Here is a 21,452-nt window from a genome sequence, read left to right as displayed (position 1 = left end):
ACGGCGGGGTCCGTGGGTGGGCGGGTGCCGCCCGGCCGTGTTGGGTGTGCCTGTGTGGTTGTGCCCGTGTGCCCGTGTGCCCGTGTGCCCGTGTGCCGGGCAGGGGGGTGGGGGTTAGGGGGTGGTGTGGGTGACGGTGGCGCGTTGGTAGTTGAGGAGGTCGAAGCGGCGGGTCTGGCGGCGGAAGCGGTAGGTGTAGGTGGGCCAGATGGAGGGGTTGTTGCCGTGTTGGTCGGTGTACCAGCTCTGGCAGCCGCCGGTGTTCCAGACGGTGTTCTTCAGGCGGTCGGTGAGGGTCTGGTTGTAGGTGTTCTGGGCTTCGGGGCGGACCTCGACGGAGGTGATGCCGTGGGTGTCGATGGTTTTGAGGGCGTCGATGATGTAGGCGATCTGGGCTTCGATCATGACGGTCTGGGAGGAGTGGCCCAGGGTGGTGTTGGGGCCCAGGAGCATGAAGAGGTTGGGGAAGCCGTGGATGGTGGTGCCGCGGTGGGCTTTCATGCCGTGGGTGTGCCAGGTGTCGCGCAGGGTGGCTCCGTCGCGGCCGTGGATGCGGCGGGCGACGGGGCGGTCGGTGGCGGTGAAGCCGGTGGCGAGGATGATGGTGTCGATGGTGCGGGTGGTGCCGTCGGCGGTGGTGATGTGGGTGGGGCCGATGTCGGTGATGGTGTCGGAGACGATGTCGACGTTGGGTTGCTGGATGGCGGGGTACCAGGTGTTGGAGAAGAGGAGGCGTTTGCAGCCGACGGTGTAGTCGGGGGTGAGGCGCTGGCGCAGGCCGGGGTCGGGGACGGATTTCTTGAGGTGGCCGGCGGCCATGTTCTTCATGCCGGTGGTGCGGCCTGGGCGGGACATGAAGAACGCGACGATCTCGCGGCCGTTCTTGTTGAAGGCGCGGCGGAAGCGCTGGTAGCCGGGTAGGTGGCGCAGCATCCAGGTGTGGCGCGGGGTGTTGGGCTTGTCGGGTTTGTGGGCGACCCAGGGCGGGGTGCGCTGGTAGAGGTCGAGGCGGGCGACCTGGTTCTGGATGGCGGGGACGAACTGGATGGCGGAGGCGCCGGTGCCGATGACGGCGACGTTGCGGCCGGTGAGGTCGTGGTCGTGGCGCCAGCGGGCGGAGTGGAAGAGGGTGCCGGTGAAGGTGGCCAGGCCCGGCAGGTCGGGGACGGCGGGTTCGGAGAGGTAGCCGGTGCCGGTGATGAGGATCTGCGCGGTGTAGCGGCCGTGGGTGGTGTGGATGCGCCAGTGGCGGTGGTCGGTGTCCCAGTGGGCGTCGAGGAGTTCGTGGCCGTAGCGCAGGTGGGGTTCGACGCCGAAGCGGTGGGCGGTGTCCTTGAGGTAGGCGTGGACTTCGGCCTGGGTGGCGAAGGTGGACTTCCACTCCGGGTTGCGGGCGAAGGAGAAGGAGTAGAGGTGGGCCTGGACGTCGCAGGCGCAGCCGGGGTAGGTGTTGTCGCGCCAGGTGCCGCCGAGGTCGGTGGCGCGTTCGAAGACGAGGAAGTCGTCGGTGCCGGTCTGCAGGAGGCGGATCGCGGTGCCCAGGCCGGAGATGCCGGCGCCGATGATGGCGACTTTGAGGTGGCGTACGGCGGTGGTGTCGGGGTGGGTGGTGGCGCCGGCGGGTTCGGGTTGGTCGGCGCCGGAGGGGGCGGGGTGTTCGGCGGTGGTGGTCATGGCCGGGGTGTCCCCTTTCAGGCGCGGCGGGTGAGGGTGACGCGGAAGTTGTTGAAGATGTGGTCTTCGAGGGTGTAGGCGAAGATGTCGAGGTAGCGCTCGAAGCGCTGGACGGTGGTCTCGTCGGCCATGGCGACGGCTTCGTCGCGGCGGGCGGCCAGGAGCTGGAGCCAGGCGCGGCAGGCGCGGGCGAAGGACTCGGGTTCGTTGCGGATCTCGGTGACTTCGAAGAGGCCGTCGAGGCCGGCGGCGAGTTCGGGCAGGCGCGGGATGTGGCAGCCCTCGAACTCCTCGCGCTGGAGGAACTTGAGGTCGTCCAGGAGCTGGCGGCGCAGCGGGGGGTTCTCGACGGTCATGGTGTGCAGGACGAAGCGGGCGCCGGGCTTGAGGAGGGAGTGGACCTGCTTGAAGAAGACGCGGTAGCGCTGGGTGCGCTCCTTGGGGGTGAGGGAGGAGAGTACGAAGTGTTCGAGGGCGTTGATGCAGAACGCGGCGTCGTAGGGCTCGCCTTCGGCCTTGTGGTCCTCCCAGCTCTCGACGCGGGCGTGGATGGCGGGGTTGTCGAGGGCGGCGACGAAGTCGGCCTGGGTGCGGGAGAGGGTGACGCCGACGGCCTGCTGGACGCCGTGGACGGTGGTGAGGCGGTTGAGCATGGTGCCCCAGCCGCAGCCGATGTCCAGGACCTTGGCCTTGCCGGCGGCCTGGGCGAGGTCGGTGAAGACGTCGAGCTTGCGTTCCTGGGCCTCGTCGAGGGTGGCGACGAGGTCCTCGCCGTCCTCCCAGTAGCCGCCGGAGTACATCATGGTGGGGCCGAGGATGAGCCGGTAGAGGTCGTTGCCGACCTCGTAGTGGTGGCGGATCGCGTCGACGTCGGGGTTGATGGAGCGGGTCTCGGCGGTGGTCATGCGGGTGTGCCCCTGTTCTGATGGCGGATCGGGTGGACTGGACTGGGCTCGGCCGTGTTCGGCCGGGCCGGGTGGTGCCGGGTGGTGCCCGGCCGGGCTCGGCCGGGCGGTGGGGCCGGGGGCGCCGTTGCCCGGGTGGACGGCCGTGTCGGTGGCGGTGGTCGGTCCCGTGCGGTGCGGGCGTTGGTGCCGGTGAGGGCGGTTGGCGGGCGTCCGTGTGGTGGCCGGGCCGCCCTGACGCGGTGCGTGCCCGGTGTGGTGCGTCCCCGGTGCGTGCGTCCCCGGTGCGTGCGTCCCCGGCGCGGTAGGGCCCTGGTGCGGTGGGTCCCGGCATGGTCGCCGGCGGTGCGGTGTCCACGCCGCGGTGCGTCGCGGTGCGGTGTGGTGCGTCCCCGGTGCGTGCGTTCCTGGTGCGGTGGGTCCCGGCACGGTCGCCGGCGGTGCGGTGGGTCGCGTCGCGGTGCGGTGTCCGGGCCGTGGTGCGTCGCGGTGGGGGGTGGTGCGGGTCGTTCCCTCCCGGTGCGGCGCGGTGGGGGGTGGTGGGTGTCGTGCGTGTGGGTGCGGTGTCTCGGGTCAGGTAAGCGCGTGTCTCGCAAGCGGTGCGCAAGCGTGGGTGGGGGGCCGGGGTTGCGGGGCGTTTGCGTGGGGGTGGGTTTCATGCGGTTTCGACAAGACACGCGGCCCCCACGGCCTTCCCGGGTTTCCCCGGAGGGGTTTTCGGGTTCCGTCGCGGTGCGTCCCGTGGCCTGTGGGCGGCGGGGGGTGCGGTGGCGGTGTCCGTCACCCCCCGGGGGTGTGTTCTCCGGGTCTGTTCTGCCTCATCACGTGTTGGCGCCCGTTCCGGGGCGTCCAGGAAGGAACGATCACTCATGTCCGACATCCCCACCATCGAGGACCTGGCCGCGCAGTTGCAGGCGGTCTCCGGAGCGCAGGAGATCGACGCGGACGCGGCGCTGCAGCACATCGCGGACGTGGACTCGCTGGATCTGATGGAGTGGCTGTACGGGTTCCAGAACCAGTACCCGCACATTCCGGCGGACGAGTCGCTGTTCGCGGACATCGACGACACGACGACGCTGCGGGTGGTGCACGAGCGGATCCTGGCGCTCGTGGGCCAGGCCGGCGTCTGAGCGCGGGGCACTGCTCGATGAGCGGCTTCGACATCACCGGGTGGGGGATCTCGGTCCCCGAGCGCGTGGTGACCAGCGTGGAGCTGGCGGAGCGTTTCGGTGTGGACGAGCACTGGATCGTCTCCAGGTGCGGGATCCGGGAGCGGCGGGCGGTCGGGGCGGGGCAGAGCACCGCGTCGATGGCGGTTCAGGCCGGGCGCCGGGCGCTGGAGCGGGCGGGGCTGTCGGGTGCGGACATCGCGCACCTGATCGTGGCGACGGCGACGCCGGAGCAGCCCTCGCCGGCGACGTCGGCGTTCGTCCACGACGAGCTGGGCATCGCGGGCAGCGCGCACGACGTGAACTCCGAGTGCGCGGGGTTCGTGTACGCGCTGGTGACGGCGGTGGGTCTGCTGCGCATGGATCCGCGGCCGATCCTGGTGATCGGTTCGGACACCCACACGCTGACCGCGAACCCGGCGGACCGGGACCTGTCGATCCTGGTGGGTGACGGGGCCGGTGCGGTGGTCCTGCAGCCCGGCCCGGTGGAGCGGGTCCTGGCGTGGAACCTGGGTGCGGACGGCTCGTGCAAGGACAGTCTGAAGGTCCTGGCGGGGGGTTCGCGGATGCCCACGACCGAGGAGACGGTGCGTCGCGGTCTGCACTACGCGCAGATCAACGGCAACGAGATCTACCTGAACGCGGTGCGCTACACGGTGCGTACGATCCGCGAGACGCTGGAGCAGGCGAAGCTGACGCCGGCGGACGTGGACCATGTGGTGCCGCACCAGGCGAACATCCGGATCATCAACTCGGTGCTCGCCCATACCGGGATTCCCGCGGACCGTCTGGTGGCGAATCTGGACCGGTACGGCAACACCGCTTCGGCGTCGATCCCGATCGCGCTGGCGGAGGCGTTGGACGCCGGGCGCATCCAGGACGGGGACACGGTGCTGCTGGCCGGGTTCGGTGCCGGGATGACGTGGGGTTCGGTCCTGTTGACGTGGGGAGGGGCGCGGTGAGCGGCAAGGGTGCTTTCGGGCAGCGGCCCGCGTCCCCGGTGGCGCTGGTGACCGGCGCTTCGGGGGGGCTGGGCCGGGAGCTGGCGCTGGCGCTGGACGCGGCCGGGTGCCGGGTCGCGGTGCACTACAACAGTGCCCGCCAGGCCGCCGAGGAGGTGGCGGGCAAGCTGGCCGGCGACCATGTCCTGGTCACCGGGGACGTCGCGGACTACGCGCAGGTCACCGCGATGTACGAGCGGATCACCGAGGCGCTGGGCCCGGTGGACGTGCTCGTCAACAACGGGGCGGTGCGCAGGGACGCGCTGATGGCCATGCAGGATCCGGCGCAGTGGCGGCAGGTGATCGACACGAACCTGGTCGGTTCCTTCCACACCGCGCGGGTGTGCGTGCCGGCGATGCTGCGGGCCCGCTGGGGCAGGGTGGTCAACATCGTCTCCCCGTCCGCGCTGATCGCCACCGCCGGGCAGACCGCCTACGCGGCGTCCAAGGCGGGGCTGATCGGGCTGACCCGCACGCTGGCGGCGGAGTGCGGGCGCCGGGGGGTGACGGTGAACGCGCTGTCGCCCGGGTTCATGATCACGGGGATGACGGACACCCTGCCCGAGCACGTGGTCGCGGGGATGCGGGAGAAGGTGCCGGTGCCGCGGTTCGTGACCCCGCAGGAGGTCGCCCGTTCCATCGGGCTCTTCCTCGACCAGGACTGCATGACCGGACAGGTCATCAGCATCGACTCGGGAGCCTCCATCACCTGACCCGCCCCCGGTTCCCGGCCCGCCCGGCCCCCTTCCCGGCCCGCCCCCCTTGGTGAAGACCTGGGGGGCGGGCCGGGCGGTGTGCGCGGGCGGTGTGCGCGGGCCGGCCCGGGGCCGGGGGCGGGTGTGCCGCGGGGGTTCTAGGCGCGATGCCGGTGACTTAGCAACGATCGTGAGCCGCTGACCTGCGGCAGTGCTTCGGCCAGAGGGCCGTGGAAGACCGCAAAGTCACCGGCATCGGTTCTAGGCGAGGACGGCGAGCGCGGCCTCGTAGTTCGGCTCGTCGGCGATCTCCGCGACCAGTTCGGTGTGCAGGACGGTGTCGTTCTCGTCCAGGACGACGACGGCGCGGGCGGTCAGCCCCGCCAGCGGGCCGTCGGCCAGGGCCACGCCGTAGTTCTCGTGGAAGTCGCGTCCGCGCAGGGTGGACAGGGTCCGGACGCTGTCCAGGCCCTCGGCGCCGCAGAAGCGGGCCTGCGCGAACGGCAGGTCGGCGGAGATGCACAGCACCACGGTGTTGGCCAGCGAGCCGGCCTTGGCGTTGAAGGTGCGCACCGAGGTGGCGCAGGTGGGGGTGTCGATGCTGGGGAAGATGTTGAGGACCTTGCGCTTGCCGGCGAAGTCCTGCAGCGAGGTGTCGGCGAGTCCCTCGCCGACCAGCGTGAACGCCGGGGCCTGGCTGCCGGCCTGGGGCAGCGCGCCGCCGACCTGGACCGGGTTCCCCTTCAGCGTGACCTGAGCCATGAAAAGCCTCCTACCAGCGTGGAATGTGGTGACAACGCCGCCGATCCTACTGCGCGCGCCCGGTCCCGGACGCCGGGCGGCCATCCCTCGGACGCGGGAGGGCGTGGGGTGCCGCCACCGTGCCTGCCGGCACGTCTGCCGGCACGTCTGCCGGCACGTCTGCCGGTGGGTCTGCCGGTGCGCTCACCGGTGCGTCTGCCGGTGGGTCTGCCGGTGCGCTCACCGGTGCGTCTGCCGGCGGGGCTGGCGGTGAGCCTGCCGGTGCCGCTCGCCGGCGGGTCTGCGGGTGTGCCCGCCAACGGGTCTGGCGTTCAGGCGGACCAGAACGGGTCGTCGTGGCGGGGCAGGACGTCCAGGGTGCCGTCGGGCAGGGTCGGTTCGGGCACGTAGGTGCCGAAGGGGTCGCGGTCGCGGATGACGGGGATGGGGCCGACGGTGGCCTGGAAGGTGATGTTCCCGGCGGCGCCGAACAGCACGGCGACGCCGTATCCGGCGGGTGTGGTGGCGAACATGGCGGGCTGGCGGGGGTTGACGGCGGTGATCCGGTAGCCGCGGTCCTGCCAGCCGCGTTCGGTGACGCCCAGCAGCGCCCCGTACTTGGCGGGGGCGACCCGGGTGGTGACGTGCCGTTCGCGGGTGGCGGTGGCGTAGCCCAGGGAGCGGTCCTGGAGGCCGCCGGTGGTCTGCTCGGTGGAGCGCGGCCAGCCGTCCCGGTGGCGCAGCGGGGGGCGGATGGCGGACATCGCCTCGTCGAGGAGCGCGTCGAGGGTGTGGACGGCCTGTTCGGGGGTCATGGCGGGGGCCTTCGGCTGGTGCGGGGTCACGCGGCGGGGGCGGGGCGGGTCCTGGCGAGGGGACGGGTCCTGGCGAGGGGGCGGGGGCGGGCCCTGGGGAGGGGCGGGTCCTGGCGAGGGGACGGCGGGTCCGGGGAGGGTGTGGCGGGCGGGGGCGGGTCAGGTGGACCAGTAGGGGTCGTCGTAGGCGGGGAGGATGTCGGGGCTGCCGCCGGGCAGGGTCGGTTCGGGGGTGGGGGTGCCGAAGGGGTCGGCGCCGTGGGGGAGCGGGATGGGTCCCACCGCCGCGCTGATGTCGATGTTGCCGGCGTAGGGGTGGATGGTGATGCCGAGGCTTGCGCCGTCGGGGGTGGTGGCGGCCACGCTGTCGGGTCCGGTGGTGAGGCGGTAGCCCTTGGTCTGCCAGGTGCCGCGTACCGCGTCGAGCAGGGCGCCGTACTTGGCGGGGGCGACCTTGGTCGTGATGTTGCGCCGTCGTGAGGCCCGGGCGTAGCCCAGGGAGTGCTCGTCCAGGCCCTTGGCGTACTGCTCGCGCCAGTCGGGCCAGGCGTCCCGGTAGCGCAGTGCGGGCTGGATGCCGGAGGTCGCCTCCTGGAGCAGGTCGTCGAGCCGGTGCAGGGCCTGTGCGGGCTGCATGAGCGGGCCGGGTGTCGCGCTGGTGTCCCCGCCCCCGCCCCCGCCCCCGCCCCCGCCCCCGCCGCCGGTGGCGGCGCAGCCGCCGGCGGTCAGGGCGAGGGCGAGGGCGGCGCAGGCCGCGGCCAGGGGCGCCGGCCGGGGGGCGGGCCGGGGGGCGGGCCGGGGGGTCTGGTGGGGGGTCTGGTTCATCGCTGGCCCTGGGTTTTCACGTTGTCGTACCGGCCGGCCACGATCTGGCCGATGTTGTTGACCGATTCCAGGGTCTTGGAGTCCTTCTCGCCGGGGTCGGTCATGTAGTCGGAGTGGGACTGGAAGGAGTTCTCCGCTCCGTCGGCGACTTTGAACCGGTTGGCGCCGAACTCCTCGCCGGCGGGGTCCTGGCCGAACCAGAGCTGGTTGTCGGGGCCGAACCAGTCGTACACCTTGTCGGCGATGTAGCCGCCGCCGAGCATGCCGAGCGGGCCGGCGGAGGCGCCGCCCAGGACGCCGCCGAGGTCGTTGGAGACGCGGCCCTTGGAGGGCAGGTGGCTGACCGGGTCGTTCTCGGCGTCGCCGACCCACACGTGGTGGGGGTCGATGTGCAGCTGGGAGGCGTTGGCGGCGCCGGTGCCGGGGGAGCCGACCAGGATGATGTCGTCGGCGCCGGTGCCGCCGGGGCGCTGTGCGCCCAGGCCCACGGTGGTGGAGCCGTAGCTGTGGGCGAGGGCGACCAGGTGCGCGGGGGTGCCCTCGTGGGTGGCGCGCAGTCCGGCCATGAACGTGTCGTAGGCGGCGCCGCCCTTGGCGGCGCGGTCGGTGTCCATCACGTCCAGGGGCCGGGTGTCGCCGTCGGCGAGTTTCTCCAGTCCGGGTGGCGGGTCGTAGCCGAGCCAGACCATGGAGGCGGTCGCGCTGGTGGGGTCGGCGTTGTGCGCGGCGGTCCACACGTTCAGGGCCCGGTCGGCGTCCTTGCCGCCGACGGCGGACAGTGTGGTGCCCAGTCCCGGCACGTAGGCGCTGACGTTCTTCGCGGTGTCGGGGTCGCCGAAGGACAGGATGCCGCGGCCCTGGCCCTGTTCGCCGACGCCCAGCAGGAACGCGGGCGGCTGCTTGCCGTTCTGCACGTTCAGCTTGTCCCGGATCGCGCGGAAGCCGTCCAGTTTCTGCTTGTCGTCGTCCGACGGGTTCGGCTTGTGCTCGTAGGTGTCGATCAGGTGTGCCAGGTTGAGGCGGTTGGCCTGGTCGCGGGCGGTGGCGGGGATGCCGTCGCGCATGCCCAGCAGGTCGGGGTGGGCCTGGAGCAGGCGCTGCTGCTCGTCCGGGGTCAGGCCCTTCCACCAGGAGTTGACCTCGGTGGGGGCGGCGCCGGCGGGCGGCCAGCCGGCGGCCATCAGGCCGGTGCCCAGCTCGTCGACGGCCTTGCGGTCGGCGCCGGCCTGCGTCAGGTCCAGTCCGGTGCCGGTGCGGGCCCGCACGGTCAGGTCGTCCAGCAGCTTGGCGATCTTCTGGTCGGCGCCGTCGGCCTCGGTGACGGCGTGGGAGATGCGATCCGCCAGGGCCCTGGCCCGCTGCGGCGTGTCGTAGCCGGGGTCGTGGCGTTCGGCCTGCGAGGGCGCCGGCCAGCTGACCGTGCCGTCCTCGGCGACCGTCAGCCCCGCGCCCTGCGCCTCCTGGAGGGCCTCCTTCAGCTTGGACTGCGCCAGCTGGAAGCTCTCCGAGGCCTCGCGCAGCAGTCCCGAGACCGCGGACATCTCGGTGTGCGCGGCGTCCAGGCGCCCGCTGGTGCGCTGCAGGGAGGCGTTGGCGGCGCCGGCCGCGGTGCCGACCCACTGGCTGTTGAAGACGTGCTTGGTGACCTCGGTGTTCATCGCCTGGACGTGCTTGCCGAACGCGCCGGCCAGGGTGTCGTAGGCGCCGGCGGCGCCGGCCAGGGAGGACAGGTCCGCGTCGCGCAGCTGGGCGAGGGTGACCATCAGTTCACCGCCGGCGCGTAGGGTCCGGCGCCGGGCGGCTTGAGGGCGCCGGCGTTGCCCGTGTCGGTGCCGCGGTAGTTGCCGGCGGTCTGGCCCAGTTTCAGGCTCACCCCGTCCACCTCCGAGGCCAGCTTGTTCAGGCACTCCTCCCACGCCGCCGTGCAGGCGTGCAGCGACGCCCCGGTGCGCCAGCCCGACAGCGCCGCGACCGCCGTGTCGGAGGGCTCGTGGATGTGCTTGAGCTCGCCCGGCATCGCCTCACCGGTGTCCTTGGCGACCTTCGCCGCCGCGTCCAGGTCCGCCGGGTTCACCCCGAACAGGGGCCCGCCCGCCGGCGGCCCGTAGGGCCCGTACAGGCCAGGCCCGTCGGAGCCCGCGTACGCGTTCATGGATCCCGTCCCCCCGCTGGTCGACCTACTGCCGTGCCCGCCTCGGGGCCGGGCTCGCGGCCGGGGTCCCGTGCGGGCATGCGAAACCGCACGCTTGTACGGTTCGCGTCGAAGCATGGCGAAAATAGCAGATCAGCCCACCGGCGCCGACCCGGCCGCGACCCGGCCGCGGCCCGGCGCCTGCCCGGTGACGGTCCGGAGCCTGCCCGGTGACGGCCCGGGGGAGGCTTTCGGTGCCCGTGTCCCGGGGGTGGCGCCCCGTCACCCGGGCGCGCACGGCGGATCCGGGGCAGGGACGGGCGGACGGTGGGGCGACCGGGCGGCCGGGCGGCCGGGCGGTGGCGCGGGTCTACGGCTGCGGTGGCCGGGCGGCGATGAAGACGAGTTCGCGGCCCGGCCGGTCGGGGGCGTCGCGGACCTCGCGCAGGATGAAGCCGTGGGCGGCCAAGTCCGCTTCCACCTCGCCGCGTTGGCGAAAGCGCAGGGTGGAGGTGGAGGTGAGCCGCTGCCCGTCGGCGGTGAACCCGTAGGTCCAGCGGAAGGTCACCAGTGGGCCGTCGACGGCGACCAGGTCGATCCAGGTCTCGACCGGGCCGGTGCCGGGGACGTCGGTGACGGTGCGGGTGGCGTCGCGGTGCCAGTCCTCCCAGGCCCGCCGGGCCGGGTCGCGGGTCTCGAACACCAGGTGCCCGCCCGGGCGCAGCGCCGCGAAGGCCCGGGCGAGGGTGGCGTGCCACAGGCGCGGGTCGGTGATCTCCTGGGCGGTGTTCGCGGTCATGGTCACCAGGTCGGCCCGCAGCGGGGGCAGGGTCCTGGCGTCGCCGTGGATCCAGCGCACGCGCCCGGCGCCGGGTTTGGCCCGGGCCACCTCCAGGCACGCCCGGGCCGGGTCCACGGCGACGACCTCGGCCCCGCGTGCGGCCGGCAGCAGCGCGAACACCCCGGTCCCGCACCCGAGGTCCAGCACCGTGCGCGCGCCGAGGCCCGCGGCGAGGGCGAGGTAGACGTCCAGGTCGTCGCGGCCGGCCTGCAGCGCGTCGTAGAGCGCGGCGAGCCGGGGGTGGGTGAAGTTCTCGTCGGCCATGCGGGCGACGGTAGCGGCGAAGGGCGCCGCGAGGCCGCTGTCATCCGCCGTCCCGCCCGGATCCGCCGCCCGGACCCGCCGCCCGGACCCGCCGCCCGGTGGTGTCGGCCGGCCGGGCTGGACCGGCTGGGCCGAACCGGACCGGGCGCAGGGCCGGTTGGGCCCGGGTGCCTCAGGAGGCGGGGCCCGCCGGCCCGGCCGGGGAGTGCCAGGGGTAGTCGGGGTCCTCGGTGATCCGTACCTGCTGGGGGGCGTCGCGGGGGAAGGTCCAGATCCGTCCCAGGGTGCTGGTGGCGGTCACCGTGGTGTCGTCGAGGGTGACGTCGGCGAACGGGTTGGAGGAGCAGGAGATCGCGAGCCACTCCAGGGTGTTCTCCTCGTCGTCGCGGGTCAGCGCGACCCAGCCGATGCTGCCGTGCTCGGACGCCTCGCCCGCGAGGGCGCGGTGGCCGGCGTGGGTGCTGGTGGCGAACACCGTGTCGACGTCCGTCCAGTCGGTGGGGGTCCACGTGCCGGCCCGCAGCAGTTCCCCCCAACTCCACTGCTGGGCCCGCGGGTCGTGGAGCCGGTCGGCGGGGGAGAGCCGCATGAGCCGCATCACCGACAGCGACCCGTCGCCGAACACGATGAAGTCCCCGTGGGGCGCCTCGCGGGCACGCCAGCGCTCATGGACCAGGCCGGCCCGGGGCCGTGCGTCGTCGAAAGCCATGCCCGCCATGATCGCACCCGGCGGCGCCCCGGCCGCGGCCGGGCCCGAACTCCCCCGCGCCGCGCGGCCGGTGCGGCACGGCCCGGCGGCGGGCGACCCGGGCCACCCCCTCCACATACTCGGATCCGAGTAGTACGATCCGAGTATCACGCCCGGGGCCCCGGCCCCGGGGCCCCGCGTGCGACCACGGAGTGCCATGACCGCCAAACGACCCGCCAACCCCCTGGCCCTGGCCCTGCTCGGCCTGCTCCTCGAACAGCCCCTGCACCCCCACGCCATGGCCACCACCCTGCGCGAGCGCCACCTCGACCAGGCCTTCAAACTGACCACCGGTTCGCTCTACGACACGGTGCGCGCCCTGGCCCGCGACGGCTGGATCGAGGCCACCGACACCGAACAGGTCGGCGCGCGCCCCACCCGCACCGTCTACCGCCACACCCCCCAGGGCCGCCAGTACTTCACCCAGTGGCTGGACGAACTCATCCGCGAACCCTCCCGCGAATACCCGAAATTCCTGTCCGCCGTCAGCTACCTCGGCGCCCTGGGACCACACCGCGCCGCCCAGGCACTGCGCGAACGGGCCGCCGCCCTGCACACCCGCATCACCGAGAGCGAACACGCCCACCACAGCGCCACCCACGAACACCACGCCCCCCGACTGTTCGTCATCGAGGCCGAGTACGCCCACGCCATGCTGCACGCCGAACGCCAATGGGTCCTGCGCACCGCCGAGGAGATCGAACAGGGCACCCTGGCCTGGCCGGAGGCCGCCCCCGATGCCTGACACCCCCGCACCCGCACCCATCCCCGCCGCCACGCCCATGTCCGCGCCGGCCGGTACCGGACAGCGCTTACCCGCCGCCGCGCCCGGGGCCGGCGCACCCGGGGCCGCCGGGCCCGCCGGGGCCGGCGACGCGGACGTCCTGGTCGTCGGCGCCGGCCCCGCCGGCCTGATGCTGGCCTGCGAACTGGCCCTGGCCCGCGTGCGCACCGTGCTCCTGGAACGTGACCCCGCCCCGCCCGGCTACTGCCGCGGCTTCAACCTCAACGCCCGCAGCCTGGAACTGCTGGAACGCCGCGGCCTGGCCGAACGCCTCCTCGCCGAAGGCCCCACCGCGGCGACCACCGCGTTCACCGCACAGGCCCGCCTCGACCTCGCCGCCATGCGCACCCGCCACCCCTACGTCCTGGGCATCGCCCAGACCAGGGTGGAGGAGATCCTCACCGAACACGCCCACCACCTGGGCGTACGCATCCTGCGCGGCCACCGCCTGAACGCCCTCGACCTCGACGACGACGGCGTCCACGCCCACACCGACACCCCCGACGGCCCCGCACTGCTGCGCGCCGGCTGGCTGGCCGGCTGCGACGGCGGCCGCAGCACCGTACGCAAACTCGCCGCCATCGCCTTCCCCGGCACCCCCGCCCGCCGCTTCACCCTGCTCGCGGACGTGGTCCTGACCGACCCGCAGGCGATCCCCTTCGGCGTGAGCACCGGCCCGGGCGGCACCGTGTTCGCCATCCCCAGGCCCGGCTACGTCCGCCTGATCACCGCCGACCCCCACCCGCCCCGGGACCGGCACGAACCCCTCACCCTGCCCCGCTTCCAGCAGGCACTGGACCACGCCCTGGGACACCGTGTCCCGATCGCCCGCGCCCACTGGCTGACCCGCTTCGGCGACGCCGCCCGCCTGGCCGAACGGCTGCGCCAGGGCCGGGTCCTGCTGGCGGGAGACGCCGCCCACATCCACCCGCCCGCCGGCGCCATCGGCGTCAACGCCGCCATCGACGACGCGATGAACCTCGGCTGGAAACTCGCCCTCGTCGCCCGCGGACAAGCCCCCGAAACCCTCCTGGACACCTACCACACCGAACGGCACGCGGCCGGCGCCAGACTGCTGCGCAACACCCGCGCCCAGGCACTGCTCGCCGGCGACGACGAGGAACTCGCGCCGGTGCGCGACCTGCTCGCCGAACTCGCACAGGCCAAGGAGACGGCCGGCCCCCTGGCCGAGGAGATCACCGGCATCGCCACCCGCTACCCGGCCCCCCACGGCAGCGGCCACCCCTGGGAGGGCGCGATGGTCCCGGACATCCCCCTCCAACACGGCACCCTCCACGACGACACCCTCCAACACGGCGCCCTGATACCACTGCTGGCCCGCACCGGCGCCGGCGCCCTGCTCCTGGAGGACACCGCCGCGGCCGAGGCGCTGCGCACGGCGGCCGGCCCCTGGGCGGACCGGGTGAGCGCGGCGACGGTGCGGCCCGGCGCCCTGCCCGACACGTCCGCGGTCCTGGTGCGCCCGGACGGCCACGCCGCCTGGACCGCACCGCCCACCGCACCGCCCCAGGCCGCCGCCGAACAGCTGCGCGCGGCCCTGCACCTGTGGTTCGGGCCAGCGGCGGCACCGGGGCCGGGGGCGCCCGACCTCCCGTAACGCGGCGCCGGGTTCCGCGCGGGGTCCGGGTGCTCCGGCGCTCCGGCCGTGTGCCGCCGGTGTGCCGCCGGGCGAACCGGCGGTGGTGCGCGAGGCGTTGGCGGCGTCCGCGGCACAGGGGTCCGCTGTACCGCGAGGCCCGTCCCGCCCGCCCGCCGTCCTGCCCGCCGTCCCGCCCGCCGGGCGGGGCAGCTCCCGCGGCCGCCCGGGGCGGCGGGTTGCCCGGGCCCGGGTACGGCCTGCGCGCGGTACAGCCTGCGCGCGGTGCGGCCCCCGCTGCGGCCGCTACAGGTTGACGCCGCCGGTGACGTCGATCTTGGTGCCGGTGATCCAGCGGGCGTCGTCGGAGGCGAGGAAGGCGACCGCGTCGGCGATGTCCGGGATCTCGCCGATCCGGCCGAGGGCGGTCAGGGCGAGGTTGCGTTCCAGGTTCGCCGGGTCGGCCAGCACGTCGGCGGTCATGTCGGTGCGGGTGAACCCGACGACGACGGAGTTGACGGTGATGTTGCGGGGTCCGAGGTACTTGGCCAGGGTGTGGCCGAACACCTCCAGGGCGCCCTTGGTGAGCGGGTAGCCGATGCCGTGGGCGGAGGCGATACGGGTGGAGACGGAGGAGATGTTGATGATCCGGCCGCCGTCGTGCAGCCGTGGCAGCAGCCGCTGGGTGAGGAAGAACGGCGCCTTGACGTTGACCGCGACCATCTCGTCGAACTCCTCGGGAGTGAGGACCTCGATCGGGCGCCCCATGAGATTGAGCCCGGCGTTGTGGACCAGGATGTCGAGCGCCGCTTCCCCGTGCGCGCGCAGCCCGGCCTCCAGCCCGCCCACGAGGGTGTCCACGTCGCCGGGAACGCCCAGTTCGGCGCCCACGGTGAACGCCCGGCCACCGGCCCCGGCGATCGCCGCGACGCACTCCTTCGCCGCCGCCTCGTTGCTGCCGTAGTGCACGGCGACCAGGGCGCCGTCCCGGGCCAGGCGTTCGGCGATGCCCCGCCCGATGCCCCGGCTGGCACCGGTGACCAGCGCGACCTTCCCGCTGAGGTTTCCCATGTCCACCCTTTCGACCGTGTTCCGCCGAGATCCCGCCGTCCGACCCCCCAAGGTCAGCCTCAGCCGGGTTTGACGTCCACTCAGGTACTGCGGGGTATGGTGCCCGGCCACGGCCCCGCCGGGCTCAGGCGGCCAGGCCCGGGAGGACCTCGGCGCCGGGCAGCCGGGCCACCGCCCAGCCGGGCAGGATCAGCTTGCCCCGCCGCCGCCCGCTGCCGATGAGCACGTGATCGGCGGCGGCCACCGCCTCGTCGACCAGCAGCGGCCAGCCGTCCGGCAGGCCGACGGCGGTGATGCCGCCGTACTCCATGCCGGTGGCGGCGACGGCGACGTCCACCGGCGCGAAGGAGGCCTTGCGCGCGCCCAGGTGCCTGCGCACGGCGGTGTTGACGTCCAGGCGGGTGTCGGCGCGCACCAGGCAGGCGGCCAGGGTGACGTCGCCGCCGCGTTTGGCGGCGACCACCACGCAGTTCGCGGAGAGCTCCAGCGGCACGTCGTAGGCCTGGCAGAACACCGCGGTGTCCGCCTTGTCGGGGTCGGTGTCCACGTACAGCACGGATCCGGCCCACCGTTGCGCGTCCGCGTTCTTCAACGCGTCGGCGACGGGGGCGGCGAGGTCGCCGCAGACCTCGATCGCCGCGCGGACGAGGGTGAAGTTCCCGAACGGGGCGCGCACGTTCTCGTTCATGAAGCGGACTGTACCGCGCACCCCGGCAGGCCTGGCGCGGGTCCTGCCGCTGCCCCCGGGGCGGCGAAATCCGGTGCCGGCCGGAGTCGGTGGCGCCGGGCGCGGGAAAGGGGCCCGCCATGGAAGATCCTGCGCAGAACACCGATGAGGCGGCCGCCGGACACGACGGTCCGCCGCCGCACCTGCTCCCCGGCCCGCCGGCGCACGCGGTGCGCCTGGCCGGCGGCGCCGCGAACACCGTCTGGCTGGTCACCCTGGCCGGCGGCGGACGCGTGGTGGTGAAGTCCACCCCGGCACTGGCCCCCGACGCGTACGCGAAGGAGGCCCAGGGCCTGCAAGCCCTGCGCACCCACGGCGCGCTGGCGACCCCGCGGGTGCTGGCCCTTCACCCGGACGGCCTGGTCCTGGAAGCCCTCGAACAGCCGCCCGCGTACGACACCGGCTTCTGGGAACGCGCCGCACACGCGCTGGCCGGCCTGCACGCCACCACCGGACAGCGCTTCGGCTGGGCCGAGGACGGCTGGCTCGGCCGCCTGGCACAGCGCAACCCCTGGACCGAGGACGGACACGAGTTCTTCGCCCGCCACCGCCTGCTGCGCTACCTCGACGAACCCCTGGCACGCCAGGTGCTCGGGCCCCGGGGACGCGCCGACCTGGAACGGATCTGCGACCGGCTGCCCCAACTCCTCCCCGACGCACCACCCGTCCTCACCCACGGCGACCTGTGGCACGGCAACATCCTCGCCCGCCCGGACGCGACACCGGCGTTCATCGACCCGGCGGTGTGCTGGACGTGGGCGGAGACGGACCTGAGCATGATGTTCTGCACCGGCGGCGTCCCCGCCCGCTTCTTCGACGCCTACCGCGAACACCACCCCCTCACCGACGGCTGGCAGGACCGCATGCGGCTGCTCCACCTGCGCGAACAGCTCAGCTGCGCCGCCCACTTCGGCGCGCGCGACGGCCACACCGGCGACCTGCTCGACGTGCTGCGCACCTACCGCTGACGCGGGCCGCTCGGACGGTGGCCTCAGCGGCCGTCCGGCCTGTGGTGGTCCTGCGGTGTGTCGGGGACCAGTTCCTGGTCGTAGCGGGCCAGGAGGGTCTGCATCATCCGGCGGTTCGGGCGGCCGTCGGCGGCGAGGGCGGCGGCCTCGATGAAGAACTCCTCGAAGCCGGCCGGGGTCAGCGTCACCAGGATCGTGGCGGGGTGTCGCCGATCGCGGTGAAGGAGTGCGGGTGGGTGCGCGGGACGTGCAGGAAGGCGCCGGGGCCCGCCTCGGTGGTGTGCTCGTCGCACCGCAGGCGGAACGCGCCGCTGACGACGTAGAACGTCTCGTCGTGGCCGCGGTGCAGGTGCAGGGGCGCGCCCTGGCCGGGTTCGAAGGTGGACTCCAGGACGGCGATCGATCCGCCGCTCTGGGCGCCCGCGAGTTTGACGACGTACGGGCTGCCCGGCACGTGGCGGCGCCCGCCGTGTCCGGGGGCCAGGGCGACGGGTTCGCGGTGGACGCCGCCACGGCCGGGCTCCGCGCGGGGCTCGCCGCCGGGTTCCGTGCCGGGCTGCTTGCGGTGGGTGTCAGCCACGGCCGGGCTCCGCGCCGGGTTCCGCGCCGGGTTCCTCGGTGAACTGTTCGCGGTGGCGTTCGGCCCAGGCCCGGAAGGGCGTCGCCGCGCGGCCGGTGAGCTGCTGGACCGCGGGCGTGATGGTCGCGGCGAACGGTTCCAGGGAGGCGGCGCGCAGCGCCATGACCGCGTCCGCGGTCTCCGGGCGCAGGCCGTGGTCCAGGAGTGTTCGGCGGGCGGCGTGGGGCGGGATCTCGGTGAAGGCCAGCGGGGTGCCCAGGACGTCGGCCAGGATCGTGGTCATCTCGCCGGGGGTGAGGGCCTGGGGGCCGGTCAGCAGGTGGGCCCGGCCGTCGTGTCCGGGCTCGGTCAGGGCGCGGGCCGCGACGGCGGCGATGTCGGCGGGGTCGATGACGGAGACCCGGCCGGCGGCGAACGGGGCCCGCACGGTGCGGGCCGCGCGGATCGTCCCGGCCCAGGCGAGGGTGTTGGACATGAAGCCCATCGGGCGCAGGAACGTCCATGCCAGGCCGCTGTCCTGGACGGCCTGTTCGCCGGCGCGGTGCCAGCGGGCGACGGGGTCGTCCGCGTCCGGGTCGGCGGCCCGGCCGGAGGACAGCTTGACGACGGCCTCGGCGCCGGCGCGGGCGGCCGCGGCGGCGAGGTTGGCGTCGTGGCGCGGGATGTCGGGGCCGTCGGAGAGCAGGAACACCTTGCGCACGCCCCGCAGGGCGGCGGCCAGGCTGTCCGGCTCGCCGAGGTCCGCGCCGACGACGTCCACGCCGCCCGGCAGGCGGGCCCGGTCGGGGCGGCGGGTGGCGGCGCGCACGGGGGCGCCCAGGGCGGTCAGGTGGCCGACGAGGGCGCGGCCGACGGTGCCGGTCGCGCCGGTCACGAGTATCACGGGGTCCTCCGGGTGTTCCTCGGCGGGGTGTTTTTTGCCGGGGTGTTCTTCGGCGGGGTGTTCTTCGGCGGGGTGTTCGTCGTCAGGGTGTCGAGCAGGTCGTCGTGCCAGGCCAGGTCGGCCTTCAGACGGGCGAGGCAGTGCTCGAAGATCCACGGTTCGAGGCCGGTCAGGTCCGGCCTGGCGGCCTCGAACTGCTCCTCGAACAGGGCCACCTGGTCGGCCACGGCCCGCCGGCGCGCGGCCACGGCCCCGGCCAGGTCCTCGTCGGTGAGGTCCGCGGTGTACTGCAGGGCCAGGTCGACCGGGTCGGGCAGCAGGCGCACCCTGCCCAGCGCCGCGTCGCGCAGGGCGGCGAGCTCCCGGCGGCCCCGGTCGGTGATCGCGTAGACGGTCCGCTCGGGCGGGTTGCCGACCTTCTCGCTGCGCACCACCTCGACCAGGCCGTCGTCGGCCATCCGGTGCAGGACGCTGTAGAGCGATCCGGGCTTGACGTCGGTCCACAGCTCGGTGCGGTCGAGCTGGGCCGCCTGGCGGATCTGGTAGCCGTGCATCGGCCCGCCCCGGGCCAGCGCGCTGAGTGCGAAGAGTCGCGAAGTGCTCACATCACTAGTCGAACACGACTACGACCCATAGTCAAACGCGACTACGGGTGCGGGGCCGTGATGGTTCTGCGGGCCCGGACGTGGGGGCGGCGCGGGAAGTCGGCCGGTCCGACTTCCCGTGCCGCCGCGTCCGCTGCCGGGGGCGGGTGCGACCCGGGGCGAAGCGTTCCCGCGGCCCCGCTGCTCCCCGCAAGGGGGCGCCGTTGCAACGGAGTTGGGCGTCCCTGGCGTCTCCGACACCTGCGCGGGGGAGGTCGTGGCCGCCGTGGTCTCGGCCGACGGGCCGCGTTCCCCGACAGGTGCGTGGTGTCAGCCGACCCGACTCGAATCGGGCTGCTGGTCGCCCAGTGCCGCGGTGGCTGGACGGGAGCGGGCAATCGCCGGGCCGGCACTGGGTTTCCGGGCTGGCGGATATGACTGCTGCCGGTGGCCGAAGGCCCCACCTCGGCTTCCTCGCCGGGCAGGTGGATCCGCGGGACCATCCCGTCGACGTGCCGGTGGCCCTCGTGTTCCTCGTCCGCGGTCTCCGGGCGGCGCTTGTCGATGTAGTCGCGCACCGTGTTGTCGGACGCGTCGCGGAAGTCGGACTGGCTCGCCAGCCGCTGGAAGGCCTGTTCGATGGTGTGCTTCTGCTTGCGTGGCGCGGTCAGGTCCAACCCGCGGCGATCCCGACGCCGGCCTCCCGGCGTGACCGCGACCGCAGAGCGGTCTCCGACAGGACCGTGATCGTCGGACTCACCCCGACGTGCCGGGCGGACGGCGTACCGCATTCACTCGGGCGCGGGCATGTCGACCGGACCCGCGGCCTGGTCCGGGCCCGATCTCGGTTCGCGCCCGTCGGGCGGTCGCGGCCCCGGACCGGCGTCCCGGTCCGCTCAGCGGGCGGTCAGCGAGTAGGCCGGCAGCGGCGTGTTGCCGTGGTCCTTCGCCAGGGACCGGAGCACATCCGCCTGGCTCAGCACCAGGTCCAGTACCGGCTGCGGCAGCTCGGCCATCCGGTCGACGGTGTCGAGCAGTGCCGTGCAGGCGTCCACCTCCCAGTCGCCGTCCTGTAGGGCGGTTGTGTCCACGGGCTGCCCCGGGACGGGATCCCAGCCTGTCGCCGCGAGGACCCGGAGCAGGCTTGCGTGGGAGAACGGAGTGCGCACATTGCCTTCGCCCCGCGACCCGCTCGCCATGATCTGCCCCTGGATCAGGACGGCCAACAGGTGGGGCAGTTGGTCAGCCGAGCAGGGTGCGAGGTCCCACTCGGCGAAGCAAAGGTTCCGTGCCCAGCGGCGGACCCGGGCGAGGGTCTCCCGCAGCTGGTCCAGGGAGGCGAAGTACCAGGAGCAGTGTGCCAGGACGGCGTAGTCGAATCCGCTGTCGGGGAAGGTGACCGCCTCGTCGAGGACGTCCAGGCCGAAGCGGAAGTCGATGCGAGAGCCCAGAGGCGTCGCCTTGAGGCGCTCCGCCGACTGCCCCAGGGTGACCGGGGCGCCGTACGACGGATCCGCGATGTCGACCGCGACCACCCGGCCCTGCGGGCCGACGGCCTCGGCGAGGACGGCCGTCATGTCACCCTGTCCGCAGCCGACCTCCAGGACCGACGCTCCGGCCGGGATGCCCCAGCTGGAGACGAGTGCGGCCCGGTAGCGGGTCTGGGTCAGCTGGATGTCGGGGCTCACGTCGGCGGCGGCCATGGCGGCCGCGATCGAGGGTGCCGTCGCGATCAGGTCGGTCTTGTTCACAGAATCCTTCGTCGTGCTCTTCGGGAGCGGTACGTGCCGAGACCGCTGTTGCGCAGATCCGGATCGGCGCCGCTCGTTGATCCCCAAGAACTACCAGACATGGCCGACCATCCAGCCGTGATGACGACCAGATCATCCGGGACGGGACAACTGGAGCCAGGTCAACTTGCTCCTCAGCGGAGCCACTTCGAGCTGCCGCGGTGGTACCAGCGGAACCTGCTGCAGACACTGCGGCTGTACGGACCTGTTCACGGCCTTCCGCCGGGCGGCGGCGCGGCCTGTTCCGACGGCTTTCCGGTCCTTCTCGTGCTCGCCGTTCTGTTCGGCCTGGTGATTCTGCTGGTCGAGGCGGTGTGGTGGGTGCGGGGGGCGCCCCGCTGGCAGCTGAGTGTCGAGGCCGGCGGGCCGCAGCCGTGCAGTCTCCTGCCCGGTGTCAAGCCCGGGGCGCAGACGGAGGACTGTCGCCGGAGCCTGACCGCCGCCATCGGCGAGCACGGCGGGGCAGCGGTGCCCCGCGCCCCGCACCCGCAGGAGGCGGGAGGGCTGCCGGCTGCGGCCGGCCGCCGCCCCGAGTCCCCAAGGACCGCAGGGCGGCGAAGGCGGCGAGGGCGGACCGACGCGGGGGGGGGGGGGGGGGGGGGGGGCCCCCTCGGGGACACCCGATGTTGTCGGTCCCCCCCCCCTCCCCGGCCTTTTTT

General features: G+C 73.8%; 22 protein-coding genes. 6 read left to right on the top strand and 16 right to left on the bottom strand.

The genetic code is table 11. The features are described 5' to 3' along the window. Positions 1–114: 114 nt before the first annotated feature. A complete protein-coding gene (locus AC07AL_RS31100; RefSeq protein ID WP_363632279.1) occupies positions 115–1,674 on the bottom strand; it encodes a flavin-containing monooxygenase in 1,560 nt (519 codons plus the stop codon). A 17-nt stretch (positions 1,675–1,691) separates the two neighbouring features. Next, complete coding sequence (locus AC07AL_RS31095) at positions 1,692–2,579, bottom strand: class I SAM-dependent methyltransferase (protein ID WP_363589033.1); 888 nt, start codon at positions 2,577–2,579, stop codon at positions 1,692–1,694. 869 nt (positions 2,580–3,448) lie between these two features. Here AC07AL_RS31095 and AC07AL_RS31090 point away from each other — a divergent pair. Genes AC07AL_RS31090 through AC07AL_RS31080 form a run of 3 tightly spaced genes read left to right on the top strand, consistent with a single transcriptional unit; the run spans position 3,449 to position 5,462 of the window. Further along, entirely contained in the window at positions 3,449–3,709 is a 261-nt protein-coding gene (locus AC07AL_RS31090; protein ID WP_063350787.1) for a hypothetical protein, read from the top strand. 17 nt (positions 3,710–3,726) lie between these two features. Beyond that, positions 3,727–4,710 (top strand): 3-oxoacyl-ACP synthase III family protein, encoded by a 984-nt coding sequence (locus tag AC07AL_RS31085; protein WP_363589035.1) that lies wholly within the window; start codon positions 3,727–3,729, stop codon positions 4,708–4,710. Next, on the top strand, positions 4,707–5,462 hold the full coding sequence (locus AC07AL_RS31080; RefSeq protein ID WP_363589037.1) for an SDR family NAD(P)-dependent oxidoreductase: 756 nt from the start codon (positions 4,707–4,709) through the stop codon (positions 5,460–5,462). Before AC07AL_RS31085 ends, AC07AL_RS31080 begins: the two co-directional genes overlap by 4 nt. A gap of 243 nt (positions 5,463–5,705) precedes the next feature. Here the strand turns inward: AC07AL_RS31080 and tpx are convergent, their stop codons facing one another. The 7 genes from tpx to AC07AL_RS31045 form a co-directional block, all read right to left on the bottom strand. Further along, positions 5,706–6,206, bottom strand: coding sequence for a thiol peroxidase (gene tpx, locus AC07AL_RS31075; RefSeq protein ID WP_063350790.1), 501 nt, complete (start codon positions 6,204–6,206; stop codon positions 5,706–5,708). Positions 6,207–6,517: 311 nt separating this feature from the next. Next, entirely contained in the window at positions 6,518–7,000 is a 483-nt protein-coding gene (locus AC07AL_RS31070) for a hypothetical protein (protein ID WP_363589039.1), read from the bottom strand. Between the two features lie 159 nt (positions 7,001–7,159). Then, a complete protein-coding gene (locus AC07AL_RS31065) occupies positions 7,160–7,825 on the bottom strand; it encodes a hypothetical protein (protein WP_478319032.1) in 666 nt (221 codons plus the stop codon). After that, entirely contained in the window at positions 7,822–9,588 is a 1,767-nt protein-coding gene (locus tag AC07AL_RS31060; protein ID WP_478319030.1) for an alpha/beta hydrolase, read from the bottom strand. The genes AC07AL_RS31065 and AC07AL_RS31060 overlap by 4 nt, the downstream gene beginning before the upstream one ends. After that, a complete protein-coding gene (locus AC07AL_RS31055; RefSeq protein WP_363589045.1) occupies positions 9,588–9,977 on the bottom strand; it encodes a type VII secretion target in 390 nt (129 codons plus the stop codon). The genes AC07AL_RS31060 and AC07AL_RS31055 overlap by 1 nt, the downstream gene beginning before the upstream one ends. A gap of 349 nt (positions 9,978–10,326) precedes the next feature. After that, a complete protein-coding gene (locus AC07AL_RS31050; protein ID WP_400986751.1) occupies positions 10,327–11,061 on the bottom strand; it encodes a class I SAM-dependent methyltransferase in 735 nt (244 codons plus the stop codon). A gap of 172 nt (positions 11,062–11,233) precedes the next feature. After that, entirely contained in the window at positions 11,234–11,770 is a 537-nt protein-coding gene (locus tag AC07AL_RS31045) for a hypothetical protein (RefSeq protein ID WP_478319028.1), read from the bottom strand. Between the two features lie 196 nt (positions 11,771–11,966). Here AC07AL_RS31045 and AC07AL_RS31040 point away from each other — a divergent pair, with 196 nt between their 5' ends. Both AC07AL_RS31040 and AC07AL_RS31035 read left to right on the top strand, forming a co-directional pair. Next, positions 11,967–12,554, top strand: coding sequence for a PadR family transcriptional regulator (locus tag AC07AL_RS31040; protein ID WP_363589049.1), 588 nt, complete (start codon positions 11,967–11,969; stop codon positions 12,552–12,554). Beyond that, on the top strand, positions 12,547–14,211 hold the full coding sequence (locus AC07AL_RS31035; RefSeq protein ID WP_478319026.1) for an FAD-dependent monooxygenase: 1,665 nt from the start codon (positions 12,547–12,549) through the stop codon (positions 14,209–14,211). The genes AC07AL_RS31040 and AC07AL_RS31035 overlap by 8 nt, the downstream gene beginning before the upstream one ends. A 285-nt stretch (positions 14,212–14,496) precedes the next feature. On the opposite strand, the gene AC07AL_RS31030 is transcribed toward AC07AL_RS31035, so the two are convergent. Both AC07AL_RS31030 and AC07AL_RS31025 read right to left on the bottom strand, forming a co-directional pair. After that, the gene (locus tag AC07AL_RS31030; protein ID WP_363589053.1) at positions 14,497–15,261 is read right to left on the bottom strand and encodes an SDR family NAD(P)-dependent oxidoreductase; all 765 of its coding nucleotides are present in this window, start codon (positions 15,259–15,261) and stop codon (positions 14,497–14,499) included. Between the two features lie 124 nt (positions 15,262–15,385). Beyond that, positions 15,386–15,949: a YbaK/EbsC family protein gene (locus AC07AL_RS31025; RefSeq protein ID WP_363589055.1), complete on the bottom strand. Its 564-nt coding sequence runs from the start codon at positions 15,947–15,949 to the stop codon at positions 15,386–15,388. A gap of 119 nt (positions 15,950–16,068) precedes the next feature. On the opposite strand from AC07AL_RS31025, the gene AC07AL_RS31020 reads away from it, so the two are divergent. Next, a complete protein-coding gene (locus AC07AL_RS31020) occupies positions 16,069–16,956 on the top strand; it encodes a fructosamine kinase family protein (RefSeq protein WP_363589057.1) in 888 nt (295 codons plus the stop codon). Positions 16,957–16,979: 23 nt separating this feature from the next. Here the strand turns inward: AC07AL_RS31020 and AC07AL_RS31015 are convergent, their stop codons facing one another. The 5 genes from AC07AL_RS31015 to AC07AL_RS30995 form a co-directional block, all read right to left on the bottom strand. Continuing rightward, positions 16,980–17,144: a hypothetical protein gene (locus AC07AL_RS31015; RefSeq protein ID WP_478319018.1), complete on the bottom strand. Its 165-nt coding sequence runs from the start codon at positions 17,142–17,144 to the stop codon at positions 16,980–16,982. Next, positions 17,141–17,536, bottom strand: coding sequence for a cupin domain-containing protein (locus AC07AL_RS31010; protein WP_478319017.1), 396 nt, complete (start codon positions 17,534–17,536; stop codon positions 17,141–17,143). The genes AC07AL_RS31015 and AC07AL_RS31010 overlap by 4 nt, the downstream gene beginning before the upstream one ends. Continuing rightward, positions 17,529–18,419, bottom strand: a complete 891-nt coding sequence (locus tag AC07AL_RS31005) for an NAD(P)H-binding protein (protein WP_478319015.1) — start codon at positions 18,417–18,419, stop codon at positions 17,529–17,531. The genes AC07AL_RS31010 and AC07AL_RS31005 overlap by 8 nt, the downstream gene beginning before the upstream one ends. Continuing rightward, positions 18,416–19,024, bottom strand: coding sequence for a PadR family transcriptional regulator (locus AC07AL_RS31000; RefSeq protein WP_478319014.1), 609 nt, complete (start codon positions 19,022–19,024; stop codon positions 18,416–18,418). The genes AC07AL_RS31005 and AC07AL_RS31000 overlap by 4 nt, the downstream gene beginning before the upstream one ends. A gap of 875 nt (positions 19,025–19,899) precedes the next feature. Further along, positions 19,900–20,754: a class I SAM-dependent methyltransferase gene (locus tag AC07AL_RS30995; RefSeq protein ID WP_400844918.1), complete on the bottom strand. Its 855-nt coding sequence runs from the start codon at positions 20,752–20,754 to the stop codon at positions 19,900–19,902. Positions 20,755–21,452 lie beyond the last annotated feature (698 nt).

Source organism: Kitasatospora sp. NPDC043949, assembly GCF_056435365.1.
Note: the sequence above shows the minus strand (reverse complement) of the source record. Positions and strands in the feature narration are given on the sequence as shown.

Coding starts and splice junctions, on each gene's coding strand:
- AC07AL_RS31085 (WP_363589035.1), top strand. CDS start 3,727: ATGAGCGGCTTCGACATCACCGGGTGGGGGATCTCGGTCCCCGAGCGC.
- tpx (WP_063350790.1), bottom strand. CDS start 6,206: ATGGCTCAGGTCACGCTGAAGGGGAACCCGGTCCAGGTCGGCGGCGCG.
- AC07AL_RS31055 (WP_363589045.1), bottom strand. CDS start 9,977: ATGAACGCGTACGCGGGCTCCGACGGGCCTGGCCTGTACGGGCCCTAC.
- AC07AL_RS31070 (WP_363589039.1), bottom strand. CDS start 7,000: ATGACCCCCGAACAGGCCGTCCACACCCTCGACGCGCTCCTCGACGAG.
- AC07AL_RS31060 (WP_478319030.1), bottom strand. CDS start 9,588: ATGGTCACCCTCGCCCAGCTGCGCGACGCGGACCTGTCCTCCCTGGCC.
- AC07AL_RS31100 (WP_363632279.1), bottom strand. CDS start 1,674: ATGACCACCACCGCCGAACACCCCGCCCCCTCCGGCGCCGACCAACCC.
- AC07AL_RS31040 (WP_363589049.1), top strand. CDS start 11,967: ATGACCGCCAAACGACCCGCCAACCCCCTGGCCCTGGCCCTGCTCGGC.
- AC07AL_RS31020 (WP_363589057.1), top strand. CDS start 16,069: ATGGAAGATCCTGCGCAGAACACCGATGAGGCGGCCGCCGGACACGAC.
- AC07AL_RS31095 (WP_363589033.1), bottom strand. CDS start 2,579: ATGACCACCGCCGAGACCCGCTCCATCAACCCCGACGTCGACGCGATC.
- AC07AL_RS31030 (WP_363589053.1), bottom strand. CDS start 15,261: ATGGGAAACCTCAGCGGGAAGGTCGCGCTGGTCACCGGTGCCAGCCGG.
- AC07AL_RS31065 (WP_478319032.1), bottom strand. CDS start 7,825: ATGAACCAGACCCCCCACCAGACCCCCCGGCCCGCCCCCCGGCCCGCC.
- AC07AL_RS31050 (WP_400986751.1), bottom strand. CDS start 11,061: ATGGCCGACGAGAACTTCACCCACCCCCGGCTCGCCGCGCTCTACGAC.
- AC07AL_RS31025 (WP_363589055.1), bottom strand. CDS start 15,949: ATGAACGAGAACGTGCGCGCCCCGTTCGGGAACTTCACCCTCGTCCGC.
- AC07AL_RS31045 (WP_478319028.1), bottom strand. CDS start 11,770: ATGGCTTTCGACGACGCACGGCCCCGGGCCGGCCTGGTCCATGAGCGC.
- AC07AL_RS31035 (WP_478319026.1), top strand. CDS start 12,547: ATGCCTGACACCCCCGCACCCGCACCCATCCCCGCCGCCACGCCCATG.
- AC07AL_RS31090 (WP_063350787.1), top strand. CDS start 3,449: ATGTCCGACATCCCCACCATCGAGGACCTGGCCGCGCAGTTGCAGGCG.